This window comes from Paracoccus wurundjeri (assembly GCF_030678915.1).
In the GTDB taxonomy this organism is placed as follows: Bacteria; Pseudomonadota; Alphaproteobacteria; order Rhodobacterales; family Rhodobacteraceae; genus Paracoccus; species Paracoccus onubensis_A.
Window position 1 is genome coordinate 125,657 of the sequence record NZ_JAUUTZ010000003.1, and the last position, 22,729, is coordinate 148,385.

Annotated in this window: 19 protein-coding genes, 1 tRNA gene and 1 pseudogene; 11 read left to right on the top strand and 10 right to left on the bottom strand. The window is 59.8% G+C overall.

Annotated features, from left to right (window positions below):
- Window positions 1–27 precede the first annotated feature (27 nt).
- Window positions 28–1,068, bottom strand: a complete 1,041-nt coding sequence (locus tag Q0601_RS04630; RefSeq protein ID WP_305287630.1) for a GlxA family transcriptional regulator — start codon at window positions 1,066–1,068, stop codon at window positions 28–30.
- A gap of 172 nt (window positions 1,069–1,240) precedes the next feature.
- Between Q0601_RS04630 and Q0601_RS04635 the strand changes: the two genes are divergently transcribed.
- From Q0601_RS04635 to Q0601_RS04645, 3 genes and pseudogenes are all read left to right on the top strand, one after another.
- Window positions 1,241–2,653 (top strand): class II 3-deoxy-7-phosphoheptulonate synthase, encoded by a 1,413-nt coding sequence (locus Q0601_RS04635; protein ID WP_305287632.1) that lies wholly within the window; start codon window positions 1,241–1,243, stop codon window positions 2,651–2,653.
- Between the two features lie 283 nt (window positions 2,654–2,936).
- A tRNA-Ala gene (locus Q0601_RS04640) sits at window positions 2,937–3,012 on the top strand.
- Between the two features lie 429 nt (window positions 3,013–3,441).
- Window positions 3,442–3,570: pseudogene (locus Q0601_RS04645) on the top strand (DDE-type integrase/transposase/recombinase); the annotation flags it as partial.
- Between the two features lie 203 nt (window positions 3,571–3,773).
- Here Q0601_RS04645 and Q0601_RS04650 read toward each other — a convergent pair.
- Entirely contained in the window at window positions 3,774–4,487 is a 714-nt protein-coding gene (locus tag Q0601_RS04650) for a GntR family transcriptional regulator (RefSeq protein ID WP_305287634.1), read from the bottom strand.
- A gap of 115 nt (window positions 4,488–4,602) precedes the next feature.
- Between Q0601_RS04650 and Q0601_RS04655 the strand changes: the two genes are divergently transcribed.
- The 8 genes from Q0601_RS04655 (at window position 4,603) to Q0601_RS04690 (ending at window position 13,253) form a co-directional block, all read left to right on the top strand.
- On the top strand, window positions 4,603–6,207 hold the full coding sequence (locus Q0601_RS04655; RefSeq protein ID WP_305287636.1) for an ABC transporter substrate-binding protein: 1,605 nt from the start codon (window positions 4,603–4,605) through the stop codon (window positions 6,205–6,207).
- A gap of 102 nt (window positions 6,208–6,309) precedes the next feature.
- A complete protein-coding gene (locus tag Q0601_RS04660; RefSeq protein WP_305287638.1) occupies window positions 6,310–7,485 on the top strand; it encodes a mandelate racemase/muconate lactonizing enzyme family protein in 1,176 nt (391 codons plus the stop codon).
- A complete protein-coding gene (locus Q0601_RS04665; protein ID WP_305287640.1) occupies window positions 7,442–8,512 on the top strand; it encodes an ABC transporter ATP-binding protein in 1,071 nt (356 codons plus the stop codon). Before Q0601_RS04660 ends, Q0601_RS04665 begins: the two co-directional genes overlap by 44 nt.
- Window positions 8,509–9,513, top strand: a complete 1,005-nt coding sequence (locus tag Q0601_RS04670) for an ABC transporter ATP-binding protein (RefSeq protein ID WP_305287642.1) — start codon at window positions 8,509–8,511, stop codon at window positions 9,511–9,513. Before Q0601_RS04665 ends, Q0601_RS04670 begins: the two co-directional genes overlap by 4 nt.
- Window positions 9,513–10,469 (top strand): ABC transporter permease, encoded by a 957-nt coding sequence (locus Q0601_RS04675; RefSeq protein ID WP_305287644.1) that lies wholly within the window; start codon window positions 9,513–9,515, stop codon window positions 10,467–10,469. The genes Q0601_RS04670 and Q0601_RS04675 overlap by 1 nt, the downstream gene beginning before the upstream one ends.
- A 4-nt stretch (window positions 10,470–10,473) precedes the next feature.
- Complete coding sequence (locus tag Q0601_RS04680; RefSeq protein ID WP_305287646.1) at window positions 10,474–11,346, top strand: ABC transporter permease; 873 nt, start codon at window positions 10,474–10,476, stop codon at window positions 11,344–11,346.
- Window positions 11,347–11,380: 34 nt separating this feature from the next.
- A complete protein-coding gene (locus Q0601_RS04685) occupies window positions 11,381–12,262 on the top strand; it encodes an NAD(P)-dependent oxidoreductase (protein ID WP_305287888.1) in 882 nt (293 codons plus the stop codon).
- A 1-nt stretch (window position 12,263) separates the two neighbouring features.
- Entirely contained in the window at window positions 12,264–13,253 is a 990-nt protein-coding gene (locus Q0601_RS04690) for a hydroxyacid dehydrogenase (RefSeq protein WP_305287648.1), read from the top strand.
- A 336-nt stretch (window positions 13,254–13,589) separates the two neighbouring features.
- Here Q0601_RS04690 and Q0601_RS04695 read toward each other — a convergent pair whose 3' ends face one another.
- The 8 genes from Q0601_RS04695 to Q0601_RS04730 form a co-directional block, all read right to left on the bottom strand.
- Window positions 13,590–14,615: an AbrB family transcriptional regulator gene (locus Q0601_RS04695; protein ID WP_305287650.1), complete on the bottom strand. Its 1,026-nt coding sequence runs from the start codon at window positions 14,613–14,615 to the stop codon at window positions 13,590–13,592.
- Window positions 14,616–14,625: 10 nt separating this feature from the next.
- On the bottom strand, window positions 14,626–15,654 hold the full coding sequence (locus tag Q0601_RS04700; protein WP_305287652.1) for an ABC transporter ATP-binding protein: 1,029 nt from the start codon (window positions 15,652–15,654) through the stop codon (window positions 14,626–14,628).
- Entirely contained in the window at window positions 15,651–16,625 is a 975-nt protein-coding gene (locus Q0601_RS04705) for an ABC transporter ATP-binding protein (RefSeq protein WP_305287654.1), read from the bottom strand. Before Q0601_RS04705 ends, Q0601_RS04700 begins: the two co-directional genes overlap by 4 nt.
- On the bottom strand, window positions 16,622–17,539 hold the full coding sequence (locus tag Q0601_RS04710) for an ABC transporter permease (protein ID WP_305287656.1): 918 nt from the start codon (window positions 17,537–17,539) through the stop codon (window positions 16,622–16,624). Before Q0601_RS04710 ends, Q0601_RS04705 begins: the two co-directional genes overlap by 4 nt.
- A gap of 6 nt (window positions 17,540–17,545) precedes the next feature.
- Window positions 17,546–18,520 carry an ABC transporter permease gene (locus Q0601_RS04715; RefSeq protein WP_305287658.1) on the bottom strand — a complete coding sequence of 325 codons (975 nt, stop codon included), beginning with the start codon at window positions 18,518–18,520 and terminating at the stop codon, window positions 17,546–17,548.
- Window positions 18,521–18,541: 21 nt separating this feature from the next.
- The gene (gene ggt, locus Q0601_RS04720; protein WP_305287660.1) at window positions 18,542–20,155 is read right to left on the bottom strand and encodes a gamma-glutamyltransferase; all 1,614 of its coding nucleotides are present in this window, start codon (window positions 20,153–20,155) and stop codon (window positions 18,542–18,544) included.
- Entirely contained in the window at window positions 20,152–21,003 is an 852-nt protein-coding gene (locus tag Q0601_RS04725; protein ID WP_305287662.1) for an alpha/beta hydrolase family protein, read from the bottom strand. The genes ggt and Q0601_RS04725 overlap by 4 nt, the downstream gene beginning before the upstream one ends.
- Before the next feature lie 105 nt (window positions 21,004–21,108).
- Window positions 21,109–22,692 carry an ABC transporter substrate-binding protein gene (locus Q0601_RS04730; protein WP_305287664.1) on the bottom strand — a complete coding sequence of 528 codons (1,584 nt, stop codon included), beginning with the start codon at window positions 22,690–22,692 and terminating at the stop codon, window positions 21,109–21,111.
- Between the last annotated feature and the right edge of the window lie 37 nt (window positions 22,693–22,729).

Consider the following 22,729-nt stretch of genomic DNA (forward strand, 5'->3'; position numbering starts at 1 on the left):
GTCTTGCCACAGATGGGGATCCCCGGTTCATGTTTCAAACGCCGAAGGCGGGACAAATGCCGAGGACGGGTCGATTACCGAAGACGAGGCGCCGCGCAGATTCGCCGTAGCGGTTCCACGTTCCCGATAGGGAGTGCTGCCATATTGCGCCCGGTAACATTTCGAGAAATGCGACGGGCTGGAAAATCCCGACGCCAAGGCGATCTCGATGATCGACATCTCTGTCTGCATCAGCAGGTTGCGCGCCCGTGCAAGCCGGGTTTCCATGTAATAGCGCTTTGGACTGCGATGCAGATAGCGGCGGAACAGCCGTTCAAGCTGCCGGGTCGACATGCCGGCATCGGCGGCGAGCCGGGCGGGGCTGATCGGGTCTTCGACATTGGCCTCCATCCGGGCGATCACAGCCGCCAGCTTGGGGTGGCGGACCCCGATACGGGTCGGAATCGAAAGACGTTGCCGGTCCTGATCCGTGCGGATGCCGGTATGCAGCATCTGATCGGCGACCTCGGCCGCAAGTTCGTCGCCATGCGACGCAGAAATCAGGTGTAGCATCAGATCGATCGAGGAAGTGCCTCCTGCGGCGGTCAGCCGGTTGCCATCCTGCACGAAAACCGACCGAAACAGTTGAACCTCCGGGAAGGCTTCGACGAAGCCATCATGGTTCTCCCAGTGAATCGTGGCCTTTCGTCCGTCAAGCAGCCCTGCTTCCGCAAGGACCCACGCCCCGGTGCAAACCGCGCCAACGGTTGCGCCTCCGCGCGCCTTGCGGCGCAGCCAGTTCAGCACCGGCTTTGTCGCCTCGCGCGAGATGTCGGTTCCGCCGCAGACGATCACGACCTCGTCGCGGTCGGTGGGCGGATCGTGGTCCAGCCCTTCGTCCAGTCTGACCTGTGCGCTATTGGAGCAACTCGCCCAATCCCCTGCCGGGCCGACCAGCCTCCAGCGATACAGTTCCTTTCCCGAGGAACGGTTGGCAAGCCGCAGCGGTTCTATCGCGGCCGCAAAGGGCAGCATCGTGAAACGATCAAGAAGCAGAAAAGAGAAACGGCGCGGTTTTTCGGATGGCATGAGCTGTCTCTGCGCAGATGTAGCCGCCAAGTCACAACAGGGAATTCAAACTTACGCAAGATCCGAAATGACCATTTCCGTCCGGTTCGATCAAATTTGCGCTGCAATGCGCTCTTTCACCCGCGGGAGTAACGGATTATATCGGCCAGATATCGCATAAGGAGCATTTGCCATGACGCAGGAGAACCGCAAACCCGCCGCCGCCCGGAATTGGGACAAGGCCGGCTGGCGCGCCTATCCGCGCGTGCAGATGCCGGAATATACCGATGCCGGGGCACTTGGCGCGGTAGAGACGCAATTGCGCCGTTATCCGCCGCTGGTTTTCGCGGGCGAGGCTCAGCGCTTGCGGGCCGAGCTTGCCGAAGTGGCCGAGGGCCGAGCCTTCCTGTTGCAAGGTGGCGATTGTGCCGAAAGCTTTGCCGAATTCAGTGCCGACAATATCCGCGACACCTTGAAGGTGATGCTGCAGATGGCGGTTGTCCTGACCTGGGGCGCGCAGTTCCCCGTGGTCAAGGTCGGCCGCATGGCCGGGCAATTCGCCAAGCCGCGCAGCGCGCCCACGGAAACCCTGGAAGGCGTGGAACTGCCCAGCTATCGCGGCGATATCATCAACGGCTTCGATTTCACCCCTGAAGCGCGCAGTCCCGATCCGCAGCGGATGCTGTCGGCCTATACTCAGGCGGCTTCGTCGCTGAACCTGCTTCGGGCTTATTCGACCGGCGGTTACGCGGATATGCACCGCGTCCAGTCATGGATCGCCGATTTCGTCGGTGGGCCGGAAGCTGCGAAATACAGGGATATCGCCGACCGGATTCGTGACGCCATGGCTTTCATGCAGGCAGCGGGCGTAAATTCGGAGACCGCGCATCAGTTGAGCAAGGTAGATTTCTACACCAGCCACGAAGCCCTGCTTCTGGAATATGAAGAGGCTTTGACGCGGGTCGATTCGACGACCGGGCTGACGGTTGCCGGATCGGGGCATATGATCTGGATCGGTGACCGCACCCGGCAGCCCGACGGCGCGCATGTCGAATTCTGCCGCGGCGTGGATAACCCGATCGGCCTGAAATGCGGTCCGTCCATCACCGAGGATGATCTCAAGCGGCTGCTGGCGGCGCTGAACCCGGAGAACGAGGCGGGCAGGCTGACGCTGATCGCGCGGTTTGGCGCGGGCAATGTGGGAGACAATCTGCCACGCCTGATCCGGACAGTGCAGCAAGAGGGCGCCAAAGTCGTTTGGCACTGTGATCCGATGCATGGCAACACGATCAAGTCGGCCTCGGGCTTCAAGACCCGGCCCTTCGATTCGGTGCTGCGCGAGGTGCGCGAGTTCTTCGAGGTGCATGGTGCCGAAGGCACGGTTCCCGGCGGCGTCCATTTCGAGATGACCGGCAGCGACGTGACGGAATGCACCGGTGGCGTGCGCGCGGTCACGGATGAGGATCTGTCCAGCCGCTATCACACCGCTTGCGATCCGCGCCTGAATGCCAGCCAGTCGCTTGAGCTTGCCTTCCTTGTGGCCGAAGAACTCCGTACCCGCCGGGAATCGGTAACCGTGCCCGCCCCGGATATGAAAGCCGGCTGATCGTCAACAGGACGATTCCCGATTTGAACAGCCCGCCCTGCCGTATGGTGGGGCGGGGTGTCATGGTGATAACTGGCAAGAATGTTCGGTCCGGCCTATTGGCAAACCGGCATCGCGGCTGATTTGCCAGACGAAATCCTTGTGATCGAAGCTTTGGATCACCAGTATATCCGAAGGTTCGGAATTACACCGGTTTCATGAATTTTCCGCTTGCACCCCTCCGTCCTGGACCCTATACGACCCCCCACGCAAAGCGTGGAAAACTCTTTGCGAGACCTCCGGTGGGGCCATAGCTCAGTTGGTAGAGCGCTTGAATGGCATTCAAGAGGTCAGGGGTTCGACTCCCCTTGGCTCCACCAATTATACAGTACGGCGCGGTTCCGCTTCTCGTTAAGGGGGCGACTAGGGCAGGTGCATTCCTCGCACCGATTCAGAACGCCGCCGAATAGCATATCATTGGGATCTGCAAGACGATCTTCCTCCTTCTCATTCATGCCTTGTAATTGGCTGCAGGGCAGGCTGGAATTTAAAGGCGAGTTGCGCAATGGTTTGCGGCTTTACCCTCGGCTTTAGTTAAAACTCAGTCCGGCCTCTGCAACAGCCGCTGCATTTTCGTCCCTCAAACGCTTTGGGAACGAACTTTCAATCCTGATTAGAACCGCAAAGAATAGCGAGTCTGTCGTCCCGTCCCGGTCCTGATCAGTGGACCCATTTCCACGAGGTCCTGCAGGTCCCGCGTTGTGATGGTGCGCGACGAGGTACCCGTGATCGCGATGTAATGCTCTGCGCTGCGCGTGGAGCGGCCCAATCAGGTCTGGTGCGCCGACATCACTTATTTGCCAATGCCGCGCGGGTTCCTCTATCTGGTCGCCATCATGGACTGGCACACCCGGAAGGTTCTTGCCTGGCGCATCGCGGCGGATGGAAAGGGCCGATCCTTCGACAACATCTTCATCGAAATTCGTCGCAGCAAACGGCCGCCTACCATCATTTGAACCGCGAAGGCGGACGACGTTGCTGGGCGTCTCGCAATTCTCATCTTAGCTGTCGCGGCGTTCTCAGGTGAACTGTCGCGCTATAGCCCGATCACGGCACATAAGACGTATATAGAAACAACCGCTCAATCATGCAGTTGCATGCGAGACAAAAGATCGTCTCGGGCAGAATCACAATGCAGCTGTACTGCTTTTATCGCCCGGTCAGGATCGCGTGACCGGATAGCTTCGACGATGGCTCGATGCTGGCAGATAATCTCTGCGATACGATCCTCACTCAAGCCAAAGCGGTAGCGCAGGCTGATCACCAAATCCCATCCCTGATCAAGGATGTATGAAGCTTCGGGGTTATCTGCCACTTCGGCGATAAAGCTGTGGAACGCCTTGTTTGCCGCCGACATCCGGTCATCCACACCGGTTGCCGCGGCAGCTTCATACCGGGCGCAAAGATCTTCCAGTACGTCAGACTGCTGCGCCGTGATCCTTTCGGTGGCGCGGCGAACAAGCAGCCCCTCGATAGCGGCGCGGGCATCATGGATATCTGCCACGAATTTGGGGGTAACGGTTCGCAGTATTGCGCCCTTATGCGGCTCCAGAATCACCAACCTCTCTCCCGCAAGTTGCAACAGCGCCTCACGCACGGGGATGTGGCTGGTGCCATAGCGTTTACTGAGATCATCCACACGCAACCGCGACCCGGGAGCCAGCTTGCCGTTTACGATATCACGCCGGATAGCATGGATAAGCCGTTCGGAAATCGTTTCAGAGATAGGATTAACTGTGACCAATGCTGTCCCCATGAAAAAGAAATATGCCCTAAGATACAATGCATAACGCATCTTGGGGAAGGGGCTTGCATAGTATTTGATATTATATATAATATTGAATCATGACGTTCAGTGCATCGTGGGCGGCGAATGTGGCGTCATCGGAAGAGCAAGTGGAGGAATAACAATGGTACCTATCGACGACGACGCGGCCGCGATTTCTGACACCTTGGGAATTCGCCGCAGGCAGTTGCTGCAATTGATAGCAGCCGGCACGACATTATCACTGCTCCCCGGCATGTTCGCGCGGCGGGCATCTGCCGGTGAAGCCGCCGTCAAGGGTGGGATCCTGCGTGTCTCCGCACCCTTCAACCCGTCCAGTCTCGACCCGATAACAAGTGGCGCTGGATCGGATCACATGATCCTCTACTCCATCTATGATACTTTGGTCGATTTCGAACCGGCGACACTTCAGCCCGTTCCCGGCCTGTCGACCGCATGGGAGTTCGAAACCCCGACCCGGCTGGTGATGACACTTCGCGAAGGCGTCACGTTCCATGATGGAACCGAGTTCAATGCCGACGCGGTAAAGGCCAATCTGGATCGCGCACTGACTCACCCGCGCTCGACCGCCAAGGGCGATCTGGCATCCGTGGATTCGGTCGATGTCGTCGGACCTTATCAGGTGGCGATCAACACGAAACACCCCGATACGGCGCTGCCGCTGATCCTGGCTGACCGGTCGGGCATGATGGCTTCTCCCACTGCTTTTGATGAGCCGGATCGCAATTTCGACCGCACCCCGGTTGGCACGGGACCGTTCAGTTTCACACAATGGAACGATGGTGACCGGATCGAACTGGCGCGCTATGACGACTATTGGGACGAGGAGATCCCTCATCTGGACGGTATCATCTTCCGCGTCATCACCGATCTGAATACCGGCCTCCGCTCGGTGATCGCGGGCGAAGCCGATTTCGTCTATCGTCTGAACCCGCAGCAAAAGCTGGTGGCCGATCGCGCGGGCGAAGAGGTCGTGGTGCGCAGTTCGCCCACGGTCGCGAATTACCATATCGTTTTCAATTACGGAAAAGCGCCCCTGAACGATGTCCGGGTGCGTCAGGCCATCAATTATGCCGTCGATCGCAAGGCCTTCAATCAGGCTGCGATGCTGGGCCTTGGCACCCCTGCGCAAACCCTGTTGCCCCCGGATTATTGGGCGCATGACGAGTCCCTGAATGAGTTTTACCCATTCGATCAGGATAAGGCGCGCGCGCTTCTGGCAGAGGCGGGTTATTCCGATGGGTTGGAGCTGCAATATTACAGCAATGCCGACCAATCATCGCAGCAACGTGCCGAAATAATCATGGAACAGTTGCGGCAGGTCGGTATCCGATGCGTGCTGACAACCGGGTCGAATGCCGACATGTTCCAGCGCTTCATGGTCCGGGGCGAAGGTGACGCCATCATGGTGAACTGGACAGGCAGACCGGATCCCGCTCAGGGTTTCCTGTTTGTCTATGGCGAGCAAGGCGCGAATAATCCCGGCAAAGTACCACCTCCGCAGGATTTGGCAGAAGCGATTGCCGCCGCGCAGGAAGGTGTCACTCAGGAAGAACGTCAACCCGCCTTCGCTCGCGCAGAACGCGCCGCGCTTGAACATGCGCTGTCCTGCGAAGTGGCATTCGTGCCCGGTATCGAAGTTCACCGCGCGAATGTCGGGGGGTATGAGCCGAATCTTCTCGGGAAGCCGAAATTCAACCGGCTTTTCCTCAGACCGCAGGAAGGGTAGCACCCTCCGCCGAAACCTTGGCCTCAGGGCCCTTCTGCTCATTCCGGTCCGGGACTTCCGGACCGGGAGGCATCCCTTTCCCTTTTTTCAGAGAATTGATCCATGAAGATTGCCCGCCTTGAGGTCCTGCACGCCGCGTCCGGATGGCGGGTGACGTCCTTTCTGAAAGTCGAAACCGCCTGTGGGATCGTGGGCTGGTCCGAGTTCAGTGAAGATGTCGGCACGCGCGGCCTGTCTGCCACCATCTTGCGTCTTGGTGAACTGGTGACCGGGCTGGATCCGCGCCGGATCGAGTGGGTTACGGCAGTCCTGAATACCTCGGTCATTCCCGCCTGGAGCGGCATGAACCAGCATGCGGTGGCGGCTATCGTGAACGCCCTGCTGGACATCAAGGGCAAGGATCTTGGCGTACCTGTTCATGCCTTGTTCGGTGGCGCCTTGCGGGATCGGCTGCCCGTCTACTGGTCGCATTGCGCAACTTATCGGGTGCGCTACGCCGACAGCCTTGGCATTCCGGCCATCACGACGATCGACCAGTTGCAGGAGGCCGGGGCAGAGGTTGTGCGTCACGGGTTTCGCGCATTGAAGACCAATGTGATGATGATGGATAACGGGACATTGGCGAATTATCGGGCGGGCTTCGGCTCTACCCCGGGATATCCCGAACTGAACCCCCAGCCTGAAATCCTGCTGAATCTTGACCGGCAACTGACCGCGCTGCGCGAAGGTGCCGGCCCCGAGGTCCAGATCATGCTGGACGCCAATTTCAATTTCCGCTCCGAAGGTTACCTGCAACTGATCCGGGCGGTAAGAACGCATGGATTGGCCTGGCTGGAACTGGATTGCTATGATCCGGCAGCGGTCGCCCTGATGCGCCGCGAGGCCGGTTTCCCCATCGCGACGGGAGAATCTCTTTACGGGCGCCGCAGCTTCCGGCCGTTCCTTGAAAATTATGCAATGGATGTCGCCATTGTCGATGTGCTGTGGAACGGCGTTCTGGAAGGACTGAAGATCGCCTCTCTGGCGGATGCGCATGACGTCAGCGTGGCCCCGCATAATTTCTACGGCCATCTGGCGGATCATATCAGCGCCCATTTCGCCGCGATGATTCCAAATTTCCGCATCATGGAAATGGATATCGATGACGTGCCCTGGAAGGGCGAATTCGTGACCCATCAGCCGGTTATCGAGGACGGACATCTGCTGGTGCCGTCACGCCCGGGCTGGGGAACGGATGTCGATGAAAAAGCCGTGGCGCGGCATCCCGTGGACCGGTGAGACCATGACGACAAGAACCTCCGACCCGATGGCGAAACCGCCCCAGCCACTTCTTGATGTGCGCGGATTGGGAATAACATTTTCCGGCCCCGGCAGCTTGGTTCCCGTGGTGCGGGATGTCTCGCTGACAGTGGCTGCCGGCGAGTCCGTCGGGCTGGTGGGTGAAAGTGGCTGCGGCAAGACGGTGACAGGATTGGCCTTGATGGGCCTGCTTCCCTTCCGCACCAGCCGGTTCGACGGGCAAATCCTGCTGGATGGAGAAAATCTGCTGGAACTGTCGGAACGACAATGGCGCAAACGGCGAGGACGCCGGATCGGCATGATCTTTCAGGAGCCGATGACCGCGCTGGATCCGGTTTTCACCATCGGCGCGCAGATCGGCGAGACCTTGCGAACCCATTTCCGCATCGGGCGCAGCGAAGCGCGCGAGCGGGCCATAGAAGCGCTGGCGCAGGTGGGCATTCCCGATCCGGCCACGCGGCACGATGCCTATCCGCACGAACTTTCGGGCGGAATGCGGCAACGCGCCATGATCGCGATGACAATCAGTTGCGAACCCGCCCTGCTGATCGCCGACGAGCCGACAACCGCGCTGGATGTGACGGTTCAGGCGCAGATCATGGATGTTCTGGGCGAATTATCGGCGCGATCCGGCATGGCGATGCTGTTTATCAGCCACGACCTTGGCCTCGTCTCGCAAACTTGCAGCCGTATCGTGACGATGTATGCCGGAGAGGTCGTCGAAAGCAGGGCTGCGGATGACGTCCTGTGCCGCCCGCGCCATCCCTATACGTCCGGGCTGTTACGGTCGCTTCCGTCTTTCACACCGCGAAAGGGCCGGCTGCCCTCGATACCGGGCAGGGTGCCGCGCCCCGCGGAATTTCCGAATGGCTGCCGGTTCGAGGGACGCTGTCCGCATGCGCAGCAACAGTGCTCGGCCAGACAACAGTTGCAGCCCCTGCGCGATGGCGGCTTTGCGCGGTGCTGGCGAAGCGAGGAGTTGTCATTGCCGGGAGTGCTGTCATGAACAAGCAGGAACATCCGATCATCCAGGCTGAAAATGTCACGGTTCGTTTTCCCGTCGGACGGCGCAAGACGCTGACAGCGGTCGACAATGTCTCGATCTCGGTGCGCCGCGGGGAAACCTTTGGACTCATCGGAGAATCGGGGTCGGGGAAATCCACGCTGGGACGCGCGATCGTCTGCCTTGAACGTCCGACCAAAGGGACGGTGCTGCATTCCGGGCAGGATCTCCATACCCTGCCTCGGGCGGCGATGCGACGGCATCGGCAGCAATATCAGATCATCTTTCAGGATCCGGCGGCGGCGCTTGATCCCCGCATGACCATTCTTCGGTCGGTGCGTGAACCGCTCGATGTGGAAGGCAAGTCAAGCCTTGCCGAGCGAAATGCGCGCGCATTGGAGATGATGGGCAAGGTCGGACTCGGCCCCGCCTTTGCCGGGCTTTATCCTCATCAGCTTTCCGGCGGGCAGAAACAACGCGCCTGCATCGCCAGAGTGCTAACGCTGCAACCATCGCTGATCGTCTGTGACGAGGCGGTGGCGGCGCTGGATGTATCGATACAGGCGGAAATCCTGAATCTTCTGGCAGATTTGCAACAGGAATTCGGACTGACCTATCTGTTCATCACCCATAATATCGGGGTGGTCGAGCATATCAGCGACACGGTTGCCGTCATGTATCTGGGTCAGATCATCGAGATCGCCCCGGCGGACCGGTTGGCCGAACATTATCTGCATCCCTATACCGAGGCACTGTTGTCGGCCGAACCGGTGGCCTTGCCCACAGCCATGCGCCCGGATCGCCGCATTCTTCTGAAGGGGGAATTGCCCAGCCCGATGGATCCCCCCTCGGGCTGCCGCTTCCGGACCCGCTGTCGCCATGCAACCGAACTTTGCGCCGCGCAGGCACCCGGTTTGCGTGAACTCGCGCCGGGCCACCTGACCGCATGCCACCACGCCGAAACATTCCGAGAAAAAACAGCCGCGTATGAGGGCGTTTCGTGATGCAAAACCAGTTTCTTCGCTTTCTGCTGTGGCGAATGGTTCAGTTTCTGCCTGTCGTCGCGATGGCGACACTGACCATCTTCAGCCTGATCCAGCTTGTTCCCGGGGATCCTGCCGCAACCATCGCCGGAGAATACGCCACGGCCGAGAATATCGAAGCCATTCGCCATTCCCTGGGTCTGGACCGCCCCCTGTGGGAGCAATATGGGATCTGGTTGTGGAATGCCGCTCAGGGCGATCTGTCGAATTCGCTTTTGTCGGGATTGCCGGTGATGGATGAGGTATTGCGGCGTCTGCCCTCTACGCTGACAATTGCCGTTCTGGCCCTTTGTATTGCCGTGATCGTGGGTGTGCCGCTGGGCGTGCTGGCCGCGACCCGTGCCGATACGATGCTGGACCGTCTGGTGACCGGCATTGCCTCGCTTGGGGTTGCCGTGCCGAATTTCTGGCTTGGCATGATCCTTGTCAGCATATTCGCGCTTGGTTTCGGCTGGTTTCCCACAACGGGCGCGCGCCCGATCTCCGAGGATTTCTGGGGCGCGCTGCATCATGCCGCGCTTCCCGCCGCCACGCTTGCGACCGGAGGCATTGCCGAGATTGCGCGACAACTGAGATCGTCACTGATCGAGGTCCTGCAATCGCAATATGTGCGTACGCTTCGCGCCAAGGGCTTGCCGAATTATCTGATCCTGTGGAAGCACGGACTGCGCAATGCCGCACTGACCCTGCTTACCGTGATAGGTCTCGTGTTCAATCACATGCTTGGGGCGACCGTCGCGACCGAGGCAGTTTTTGCCATTTCTGGCACCGGTTCGATGATCGTGAATGCGGCCATCAACAAGGATTTTCCCGTGGTTCAGGGCGCTGTCTTTGTTCTGGTTCTGATCGTGATTGTCATGAACCTGATCATCGATCTGTTCTACAGCCTGCTTGATCCGCGCGTAAAGAAGGGCTGACATCATGGACACCACAACCAAGGCTATCGCCACGCCTGGCCGGTTCATCTCGTTTCTGAACTGGCTGCGCAGCGATTTGCGCGCAGCCTTGTCGCTGGGCTATCTGCTGCTGCTTGTTATCGTATCGGTTGCGGCACCGTTGATCGCGACGCATTCGCCCATCGCCCAGACGCCGGACTATCTTGCGCCAGCCGACGCCACATATTTGCTTGGCACCGATGATCTGGGGCGCGACGTCTTTTCGCGCGTCATCTACGGCACCCCGATGAGTCTGATCGCCAGCTTTACTGCCGTGGGCGTTGGTCTTGCCATAGGTCTGCCTTTCGGAATGATGGCAGGCTATATGGGCGGCTGGGTCGATATCGTCATCAGTCGCGTCATCGATACCCTGCTTTCCTTTCCCGGCATCGTTCTGGCCGTCGCGGTGACCGGTGCTCTGGGGATCGGGCTGACCAACGCAATGATCGCCGTGGGGATCGTCTTTGCGCCGAATATCGCCCGGTTGATCCGTATCCAGACCATCGTGGTCAAAAACCAGCTTTACGTCGATGCCGCGCGCAGCTTTGGCATGCCAGTGCATCGCATTATTCTGCGCCATGTCGTGCCGAATGCAATTCAGCCGGTCATCGTGCAGGTCACGGTCATGCTGGCCGGTGCCCTGCTGGCAGAAGCGAGCCTGTCCTTTCTGGGTCTTGGCGTGCAGCCGCCATGGCCAAGCTGGGGACAGATGCTTGCACGCGGCTACACCTATATGGAGATCGCGCCCGAGCAGATGTATGTGCCCGGAATCGCGATCCTTCTGACAGCGCTGGCCTATAACGGATTGGGGGAATCCTTGCGCGCGCGCCTTGATCCCACCCGTCGTGCCGGGCGCTGAGATCACCAACAACGTTCTCACGGAAAGGAATATGATGATGAAAATCGGTTTCATTGGTCTGGGCGTCATGGGAGGCCATATGGCGCGGCATCTGGCGACCGCCGGGCATGAGGTGACCGTCTACAACCGCACCATCGCCAAGGCAGAGGCGTGGACGAAAGCGAATGGCGGCAAACTGGCCGCGACGCCCCGTGATCTGGCGAAAGGGCAGGATATCGTGATGGCCTGTGTGGGCAATGATGCCGACCTTCTGGGAGTCACAACAGGCAGTGAGGGGGCATTTCAGGCAATGGCCCCGGGCGCGTTGTTTGTGGATCACACGACAGCTTCTGCCGATGTGGCACGCCGCCTGCATGCAGATGCGCGCGCCCGGAATATCGGCTTTGTCGATGCGCCGGTTTCCGGCGGCGAGGCCGGCGCGCGCGACGGCACGCTGACCGTCATGTGCGGCGGCGATGCCAAGGATTATGCCCGTGTCGAAGGCGCCATTGCAGCCTTCGCCCGCGCTTGCCGCCTGATGGGGCCATCGGGTGCCGGGCAACTGACCAAGATGGCGAACCAGATCTGCATTGCAGGACTGGTTCAGGCCCTTTCGGAAGGCATCCATTTCAGCCAGTCCGCCGGTCTCGATGTCGAGGCGATGCTGGATGTCGTGTCGCAAGGTGCCGCAGGTTCCTGGCAGATGAACAACCGGGGCGCCACCATGAACCGGGGCGAGTTCGATTTCGGCTTTGCCGTCCGGCTGATGCGCAAGGATCTGGGCATATGCCTGGCCGAAGCCAGAAGAAACGGAGCGAAATTGCCGGTCACCGCATTGGTGGATCAGTTCTATGGCGATGTCGACGCGGCGGGCGGCGGTGGCTGGGACACCTCCAGCCTGATAACCCGCCTCAGCGTTGCGCGGCAGGAGAAATAGCATGAGCCGTTTTCGCATCATCGCCACGAACCCGCTGCATCCCGACGCCGAGGCATTGCTGCGCCAGTCGCATGATTATGACCCGGTTCCTGACGGCGACCCCGATACGCTGAAACGCTGGATCGCCGAGGCTGACGGCATCATCGTCCGAACCAAGCTGCCGGATGATATCTTTGCCGCGGCACCCCGGCTTCTGTCCTGCGTGCGTCACGGCGTCGGGCTGGATTTCGTTCCGGTAGAGGCGGCGACGGAAAGGAATATTCCCGTCGCCAACCTGCTAGAGGCCAACAAGCAGGCTGTGGTCGAATATGTCGTCGGCACGGCATTGCTGCTTGCCCGGGACCTGTCCGGGCTTGAACAGCGCTTCCGCCGTGACGGCTGGTCATCACGCGCGGGCTATAGCGGTTTCGAACTTGCGGGAAAGACACTGGGCGTCGTGGGATGCGGGCGTATCGGACGCGGCGTGGCACAGGCGATGCGGGCGGCTTTCGGAATGAATGTTCTGGGCTACGACGTGACTTCGCCACAGAATCAGGAGGGATTTACATCGGTTTCGCTGACAGATTTGTTCGCCCGGGCCGATGTGATCACGCTTCATTTGCCATCGACACCCGAAACGCGGGGGATGATTGGCAAGGAACTGCTGGCCACGATGCGAGAGCGGGCCATTCTGATTAACGCAGCACGCGGCGATCTGATCGACGAAACCGCCTTGCGGGATGGTCTGGCGCAGGGGCGGCCTGCGGCAGCGGCGATCGACGTGTTCGAGCCGGAACCGCTCACCCGCGATCACGTGTTTTTCGAGACCCGGAATCTGTTCCTGACACCGCATATCGCGGGCGGCACCGATGAAAGCGCTTTGCGGATGAGCATGCAATCTGCCGAGGCCATGCTGCGCATCCTGCAAGGCGAGCGGCCCGCATCTCTTGTGAACCCCGCTGTCTGGGAGGCGCATCTGGCTCGCCTTTCCGCCAGGCAGGCGTCTGAATGAATCTGATAGGTTCTGCGCGGGTGTCTCGTGTGTTCGATTATGTTTGGGGAATTGCTGAGTTATACCCCTGGCGGTTGGTGGGAACATTTCGGGAGCCCGCAAGATCCCCAGGCGATCACGGTCTTGATTGATCGCTGTTACGATGATCGGAATGAACAGCCCAAATTTTGGTTGCCTGATCTCTGCGTTCCGTCGACCCGGTTTCATCCATTCCTGGTGCTCCATCTGCACCGTGGTCAACTAGCCAATAATCGCTCATGGCGCTCTCATTGCCTGAGCAGCGTGACACATAGAGACCAGCGGATTTATGAATCCTGCTCACGCATAGACGCCATTTTACCGAAAGCCTTTGCGTGAGACCAGTCCGGCGGCAAGGATCACCATTCCGATCCTGCTGATATGGCTGACGACAACGAAGGCGACCTCGACGTTCAGTGACAGGGCTACCAGACTCATCTCGGCCAGACCGCCGGGCGCGAATGCCAACAGGATACCCTCTACCGGAATATCCACAATGAATTGAAGCGCAATTGCGAAAACGACCGCAACCGACAGCATGATCGCCGTGGATCCGGCAGACGTTAAAAGGATACGCAGAATGCGCCGACTGGATGTACCGGCAAAGCGGCACCCCACAGTCGTGCCCAACACGACCTGCGCCACGGCGATCACGGTACTCGGAACCAAGAAGCCCGAGATGCCGCTCCAGTGCAGAACACCACTCACCAGCATCGGTCCGATCAGATAGGGTGCGGGCAGCCGTAGCAGCCGACCCAGTCCGATTCCCGCGCCCAAAACTACCAGAAACCAGACCACATCCATTAGCGCCATGTCAGACAGCGGGCGCCATTCGGTAACACGTGCGCCGGGCTCGGCACCGGTTATGAATGTCATCAGCGGCGGCAGGCTAAGCACGACAAGGAATATGCGTGACGAATGCATCAACGCAATCGTGCGCTCGTCGCCTCCTTTCTCGACCCCGAGCAGCACCATATCTATCAGACCGCCAGGCATCGCCGAGAAAAAGGCTGTGGGCGGGTCGAGATGGATCGTCCGGCGCAAGTAAATATTGCATAATATCGCCGCCACCAGCAGATAGCAGGCCAACGCAACGATCGCAGGCCACCACATCACCACGCCATCCAGTGTGTGGGGGCCGAATTGCGAGCCAAGCATCGTGCCGATCACTGCCGACATGGGCGGGCGAGCGAGTCTCGATCCTTTCACGGGCATATTCAGGATGGAGGCAAATGCAGTCGCTGTCATTGCCCCCAACATCCATGACAGCGGCATTCCGATCCAGGTAAAGAGTGCGCCACCAACGGTGCCCAGAGCCAGAGCGAACAGGAAACCCGACTTCAATCCCGCATCCTCATGCCGCTTGTTTATCATTCAGATGGCAGGCAGAGCGATGCCCGGGCGCAATCTCGCGCATTTTCGGCGCTTCAAGGCGGCAGCGATCATGGGCAAGGGGGCAGCGCGGGTGAAAATGGCACCCCTTCGGCGGGTTCAGTGGGCTGGGCAATTCGCCCTTCATTGCGGCGAAACGTCGCTTTCCGGGCCGAATACGCGGCACTTCGGCCAGCAATTGTTGCGTATATGGATGATTGGGCCGTGCAAAAACCTCGTCGACTGGCGCCTCTTCGATGATCCTGCCCAGATACATGATCGCCACACGGTCCGAAACATGTTCGACCACGCCCAGATCGTGGCTGACGAAAAGATAGGTCAGATCGAGCTGTTCCCGCAAGTCCATGAACAGATTGAGGATCTGCGCCTGAATCGAAACATCCAAGGCCGCGACGCTTTCGTCGCAAACCAAGAAGTCGGGCTGCACAGCAAGCGCGCGGGCAATATTGACCCGCGCCCGCTGCCCTCCCGAAAACTGATGCGGCAGGCGGTTCTTCATACCTGCATCGAAACCGGCCTTGCGCAGATATTCGTCGACATAGCTGCCGCTGTTCCCTTTTATCAGCCCATGCACTTTCGGGGCCTCGGCCACCAGCGCCTCGACGGACATCCGAGGATTGAGCGCCGCCATCGGGTTCTGGAAAATCATCTGCGCTTCCAGATCAGCGTCGCGCTTTCTGCGTCCGCGTAAATTGGCGCGGTCTTCGCCCTTCCAGAACACCTGTCCCTGCGAAGGCGTCAGGATACCTGCCGCGATCCGTCCAAGGGTCGATTTGCCACAGCCCGACTCGCCCACAAGGCCAAGCACCTCGCCCTCCCGGATGGTCAGGTCGATCTCGTCAAGCGCATGCACTACGGGCAACGGTTTGGCGGCGCCGATGCCAATCGCGATGCGCGCTGCCAGATCGGGACGTGCGCCGAAGCGCCGCGAGACCTTGCGCAGTTCCAGTAATGGCGGTGTGGCGGCGGGGGATGTGACTGCGGTGCTCACGCCAGAGCCTCCTCATAGGGGTGAAAGCAACGGTGATAGGCCAGCGCGTCACCAAACTGCCCCGGTCGCGTTGCGCATGCCTCTGTCGAGCGGTTGCAGCGGGTGCGGAAGGCGCATCCTGATGGCATCCGCGCCAGACTTGGCGTCACGCCCGGGATCTGCGCGAGTCGGCTGCCCCGGCTGTTTTCCGAGGGAACCGAGCGGATCAGACCGCGCGTATAAGGGTGCCGTGGGGCTTCCAGCACCTCTTGAATGCCGCCGGATTCGACGATGCGCCCGCCATACATCACGGCAATTCTGTCGGCCAGCCCCGAGACAATAGCCAGATCATGCGTGATCCAGATAACCGCAGTGCCTTGCTGTTCGGTCAGCTTCTGGAACTCGGATATGATCTGGGCCTGAATCGTGACGTCCAGCGCGGTTGTCGGTTCGTCTGCAATGATCAGATCCGGCTGGTGAAGCAGGGCGATGGCAATCGCGACGCGCTGTCTCATCCCGCCGGAAAATTCATGCGGATAGGCATCCAGCCGCTCTTCCGGACTGGGAATGCCCACCAGTCCCAGCGCGTCACGGGCCCGTGCGCGAGCTTCAGTCCCCGAGATATGCGTGTGGGCGTGCAATGCCTCGGTGATCTGGGTGCCGATCCGCAAGACCGGATTCAGGGTCATCATCGGATCCTGAAACACCATCGCGATCCTGCGGCCGCGCAGCGAACGGCGAGTTTCTTCATCCGCGCCGGCCAGATCCTTGCCATCAAACAGAATCTGTCCGCCAGCGATCCGTCCCGGCCAGTCGACGAGCCCCATGATGGAAAAACCCGTCACGCTCTTGCCTGATCCGCTCTCGCCGACCAGTCCCAGAACCTCACCCCGGGCGAGTTGGAACGACACCTCGTCGACCGCCCGCAATCCCGCGTTATTCTCGCCGGGAAATTCGGTGATGAGGTCGCGAACTTCCAGTAGCGCAGTCATCTTGCGTTCCTTGGGTTAAGCACGTCGCGGAGCCGGTCGCCCACGAGATTGATGGACACAATGGTGATCAGCAAAGCAATGCCCGGAAAAAAGCTGATCCAGTAGAGTCCGGACAGCAGGTACTGATAGCCATTTGCGATAAGCATCCCCAGCGAAGGCTGGGTGACTGAAGCGCCAAGCCCCAGAAAGGACAGTGTCGCCTCCAGCCCGATGGCGCGGGCGACCTGCATCGTGGCGATCACGATGATCGGGGCAAGGCAGTTGGGCAGCAGATGGCGCAGCAGCACCCGATAGCCGGGGATGCGCAGACAGCGCGCGGCCTCGATATATTCTTTTTCCCGCTCGACCAGCGCCGTCCCGCGTGCGGTGCGGGCATATGTTGCCCATTCCGCAATGATGATCGCCAGCACGACATTGGTGACCCCGTTTCCAAGGATGGCAAGAACCATCAATGCCATCAGGATCGTCGGAAACGATAGCTGCAGGTCCACCAGCCGCATCAGGAAGCTTTCGATGCGTCCACCCAGATAGGCCGCCATCAATCCCAAGGTGGTGCCGATCAAGGCCGCCGCGAAAGCCGAAGCGATACCCACGATCAGCGAGGTGCGCAGCCCGTACATGATACCCGACAGGATATCGCGTCCCTGCCCGTCGGTTCCCAGAAGATAGGGCACTCCGGCGAAGCTTTCCGAACCCGGTGGCAGCCGGCTGTCCATGATGTCGAGCTGCATCAGATCATAGGGATCCTGCGGCGATAACAAGGGCGCGAAGATGGCTGCGCCCAGCACCACGATCAGGCCGATGGCGCCGATCAGAGCCGCCGGGGCCGCGAAGAAGCGCCGTATCGCGGGCCAGATCCGCCGGGGCGGCGGGGCGGTGATGGTCTCTGCAACGGTGGCGAGTTTGGGATCCATGTCGCGTCACCCCTTGCCATCAAGCCGGACACGCGGATCCAGCAATGTGTAACACAGATCGATAATGAAGTTCAGCGACACGAACAGCACGACCATCATCATCAGATAGGCGACGATCACGGGCCGGTCGAGCAGGTTGATGCTGTCGATGATCAGTTTCCCCATGCCGGGCCATCCGAAAATGCTTTCCGTCACCACCGAGAAGGCGATCAGCGAGCCGAATTCCAGCCCGATGATGGTGACCACCGGTATCATCAGATTCTTCAGGATATGCACCAGAATGATGCGGTTTTCCCGCAGACCCTTCGCCCGCGCGAATTTCACGTATTCCTGGCTCACCACTTCCTGCACCCCGGCCCGGGTAAGGCGCAGTATCAGCGAGGTCTTGAACAGCGCGAGGTTGAGCGCCGGCAGAAACAGATGCAAAAGCCCGTCGGTGGTCAGAAACGACCACCGCGCCCCGAACAGTTCCGCGGTTTCGCCCCGGCCGTTCGATGGCAGCCAGCCAAGCTGTACCGCAAACAGCAGGATGAACATCAGGCCCACCCAAAAGGTTGGCAGCGAAAACCCAAGGATCGAGCCGGTCATGATCACCCGCGACGACAGCCGGTTCGGATGAAGACCCGCATATAGGCCCAAGGGCAGCCCGATGACGATGGCGATCAGCATGGCGCAAAGCGCCAATTCCAGCGTCGCGGGCAGCCGCTCGAGAATGACGTCCAGCGCCGGCCTGGAATAGACGAAGCTGTCGCCAAAATCCCCCTGCGTCAATCCGTGCAGAAAGCTCAGGTATTGCTGCCATATTGGCCGATCCAGACCAAGGCTTTCGATCACTTTCAGACGTTCCGCCTGATTGAGATCCGGATTGATCAGAATATCGACCGGGTTGCCGATCACATTCACGCCAAGGAACACGATCAGTGTCATCGCGAAGATGACGAAACCGGCTTGGATCAGGCGTCTGATAAGGGAGGTTGTCATGGCTCGCTGCTTTCTGCTGGCTCAGTCGACGCTGATTGCCATACCGTCGCGTTGCGGATCCGCCGCGCCAGAGGAAATCCCGTCCGTAATCCGAATACCGTGCAACGCGGCAAAGGCATAGGTCTGCGGCGAACGTACCACCTGATATCCGTCGCTGCGCAATTCATTAGCCACCGAGCGGCGGATGCGGTTGCAGATATCGATACTGTTCGAAACCCCCACCAGTCGCGGCGCAGACACGGCGGCATGAATATTCATGTCGAAATCTATCATATTGATGATCCCCTGCGCCACCGTGGGGGCGATATAGCTTCCACCCGGCGCCCCGATCACGATCTCGGGGGTTTCATCGTCGAAGACGATCGTCGGCGCGGCGGAACTGGCCCTGCGCTTGCGCGGCGCGATCGATGCCGCCTTGCCGGGGCGCGGATCGAACCGGCTCATCAGGCCGTTATACATAAAGCCAAGCCCGTCAGTGATGGCACCGGACGGGCTGCCAAGCGAATGGGTCAGGGCGACGGCATTGCCGTCTTTGTCGACCACCGAGATATGGGTGGTATCGCGCTGCGACATGTCCAGCCGCTCGACCGAGGCGCGTTCACCGCGCTTGATCCGGTCAGCCAGATCGGTCGCATGCTCTTTCGACAGCAGTTCATCGACCGGCACTTCGACATAGGCAGGGTCGCCCATATGCGCGTCTTTGTCGATTGTCATGTGCTTCATGGCTTCGAAAAGCGTCCGCACATATTCGACCGAACCATGCTTCATATTCGCCAGATCGAAATTCTCGAGAATATGCAGCAGCTCGATCATCGGAAAGCCGGAACCCGGCGGGGGGCTGGATGCAATGCGGCGTCCGCGATAGCTGCCCCAGACCGGTGCGGCCTTGGTGATGTCATATTGCGCCAGATCTTCAAGCCCGATCAAACCGCCATGCGCCGCGAAATCCCGGGCAATCTGTTCGGCGATCTCGCCGTGATAGAAGATATCGGAGGATCCGCTTTCCGCCACACGCCGCAATGTCCGCCCCAGATCCGGGTTGCGCAGCAGTTCCCCGACACCGCGCAACCGCCCGTCTTCGTGGAAGTAGACGCGCTTTCCGGTGTTCGAATACCGCAGCTTGTCCAGCGTGTTCACCTGCCCGTCACCAGTCTGGTCCTTGGTCCAGTACCAGTGCATATGGGGGCGGATCATAAAGCCCTCTTCGGCATATTTGATGGCCGGAGCGATCAGTTCGGCCCAATCCCATGTGCCGTAATCGCGCAGCGCCCGTTCATATCCCTTCAGCGAACCTGGCGTGCAGCAGGCAAGATAGCCGATCTCTGAACTATTATCCTCGAGAATAAAGCCGAAGCCGTCGCGGCTCTGCCCCAGCAGCTTGTCGAGCCACATATCGGGCGTCGCGGCGGCGGGGGCCAATGCATAGAATTCGAGGAACTCATGGATGCCCCGCGCCGGCATGTATACCTGCATCGAGCCGAAGCCGCCGATGCCGGACATCTGCGGATCCACAACGCCTTGAACGAAAGCGCATGCCAGCGCCGCGTCGATGGCATTGCCACCCCGTTCCAGAATCTCCGCTCCGGCCTCTACCGCTTCGGGCTGTGGAGCAACGATCGTGGCATTGCGGATCATGAGCGCATTTCCTTCAGCGTACGGGTCAGGAACGTTTTCACATGGCCAATGCATTTCATTCGGTCATGCGATACGCCAGCCACTTCATCCAGAATGACCCTTACGCCCGCCGCCTCGAAAGAGGCCTTCAGGCTGCGCAGACGCTCTGGCCGGGTTGTGCCGGCGCCATTCGCACCCTCCATGTAATATTGCGACCCGGGTTTATGCGTGATTTCCCATGTTTCCAGATCGGCTTCGCCAACCACCATATGCACGGGAACCTGGGCTAATGCGTCGGGATCGATGGGTTTTCCAAAGCGATCGGCAAGATCGCGCACACCGACCCACCAATCCCGGTCCGGGTCAAGCAGCGTAACCGAACCTGGAGCTCCAACCGATGCGGCCCACAGCCTTTCAGGATGCAGAATGGCGAAGCGATGCGAGAACTGCCCGCCGCCCGAATAACCGAATATCGCGAATTTCGACCAGTCCTGTCGGTATTTCGCGGCCATCTCATCGACCATCGACAACAGGACCTGATCATAGCGGATGTCGCCCTCTCCGATATACTTATAGCCCGAACGTGCGCCGTCTCCGCGGACATTCACGGGGAAGATCGGGCAGAGGATGGCGCAGTCATTGTAAAGACCGAATTCGGCAAAGCCATCGCGGAACTCGAAGGCAGAGGTGCGGCCGGTGCCATGTACCGCCACCAGCAAATCCACCTTCCGCCCTTCCGCCGCGGCCGGCGGAACATAGAGCATCATGTGAAACCGGGGATCGGCGGTTGAGGCGAAGACGGCAGTCTCACCGTAATCATAGATGGCACGGGCGCGCAATGCGCCTTCTTTGGTTCCAAGCTCCTGCATGGGCTCTCCTATGGGAAGGGTATTCAAGGCCGGCCTCGGCCCGGTAGCCGAGGATTCCTGGCGGGATGTGCGGGGAAGACGATCGGCCTTCCTCGCGGCGTTCTTTTATTCGGTGGTGCCGTGCACTTCGTAGGCGAGCGTGTACTTGTCCCCGCGCGGCGTGAACTCGATATTCTGTTTCGCGCCCATGACCACGTTTTCGTAATGCATAGGCAGCAGCCAGACATCGTTGAAAGTCAAAGCCGAGATCTGTTGCAGTAATGGTTCGCGGGCATCTTCGTCCAATGTCACGGTTGCCTTGTCCAACAATTCGTTGATCTCTGGAACGTCGATTCCGCCGCCGTTATAGCGCCCGGTACCCCTCTCTGCATCACGCCCGGCAACGATGGCCAACGCCGGGTTCGAGACCTCACCCGTGTTCACGCCCCAGGCGCCCAGAAACACCGAATATGCACCCTCGGAATATTTGCCCGAATACACCGACCAGGGCATGACTTCCACCTTGGTGTCGATGCCGATCCTGGTCAGCATCTGACCGGCAGCCTGTACCACTTCGCTGTCGTTCACATAACGCCCCGAAGGCCCGTGAATGGTTACTGCAAAGCCGTCGGGATAGCCTGCTTCAGCCAACAACGCCTTGGCGGCTTCCGGATCATAGCCTACTTCCTCGACGTCGTCCGAATGGCCAAAGAAACCCTCGGCAACATATTGATGCGCCACGGTGCCGTTTTGCTGCATGATCCGGTCGACGATCGCTTCGCGGTCCATGGCCATCAGCAGCGCTTTGCGCACCCGTTCATCCTTGAACGGATTGCTGTCGAGCGGGGAACCATCCTTGGCGGTGACGAAGGGCGACTCATCGCGGGACACATCCATGCCAAGATAGACAAGGCGCGTCGACTGGCCACGAGTGATCTTGAGTTTGCTGTTGTTTTCGACTTGCTGGACACCTTCGGCGGGAAGGTTTTCGATCAGATCCAGATCGCCAGCCAGAAACGATGCCAGCCGCCCGCCCTCGTCGGGGACGAAGCGCAGGGTCACATGGCTCCAATCGGCCGGACCAGCGAAATAATCGTCGTTGCGTTCCAGCTCTACCCGGTCACCGGGATTATAGGATACCAGCTTGAACGGACCGGTTCCGACTGCGGCGGGACCGTTTTCGAATTCCGCGACCGGAGCATCCGCGAATTCCGAGCTGATGATGCGGATCCGGCTTAGCGAATTCAGGATCAGCGGATCAGGCACGGTCGTTTCCACCACCACCGTGTGTTCATCTTCGGCGGTCACATTCGCGATGTTGCGCGTATAGGCCGCGAAGGCCTGACTGTCCTTGTCACGGGCGCGGATCAGCGAGGCCACGACATCTTCGGCATCGAAGGCAGAGCCATCATGGAAAGTCACGCCCTCACGCAGCTTGAAGCGCCAATGCGTATCGTCGATTACTTCCCATTCGCTCGCGAGTTGCGGCTTATTCTCGGCCATTCCGCCACGGTCGATCAGACTGTCCCAGATATGGCGGCTGGTGGCATTGTTGGGCGAATTTGAATCTTCATGAGGGTCGAGCGACGTGATCGGCGCGGCCATGCCAATGGAAAGCTTTGCTTCCTGCGCAAAGGCTGGCGTGGCGGTGGCAGCCATCAATGCCAGTATCGAGGCGTGAAAGCTGCGCCGGGTCATGAAATTGATCAATGTCTTGCTCCCTTGTCGGTGTGAACCGGCCTTTGGC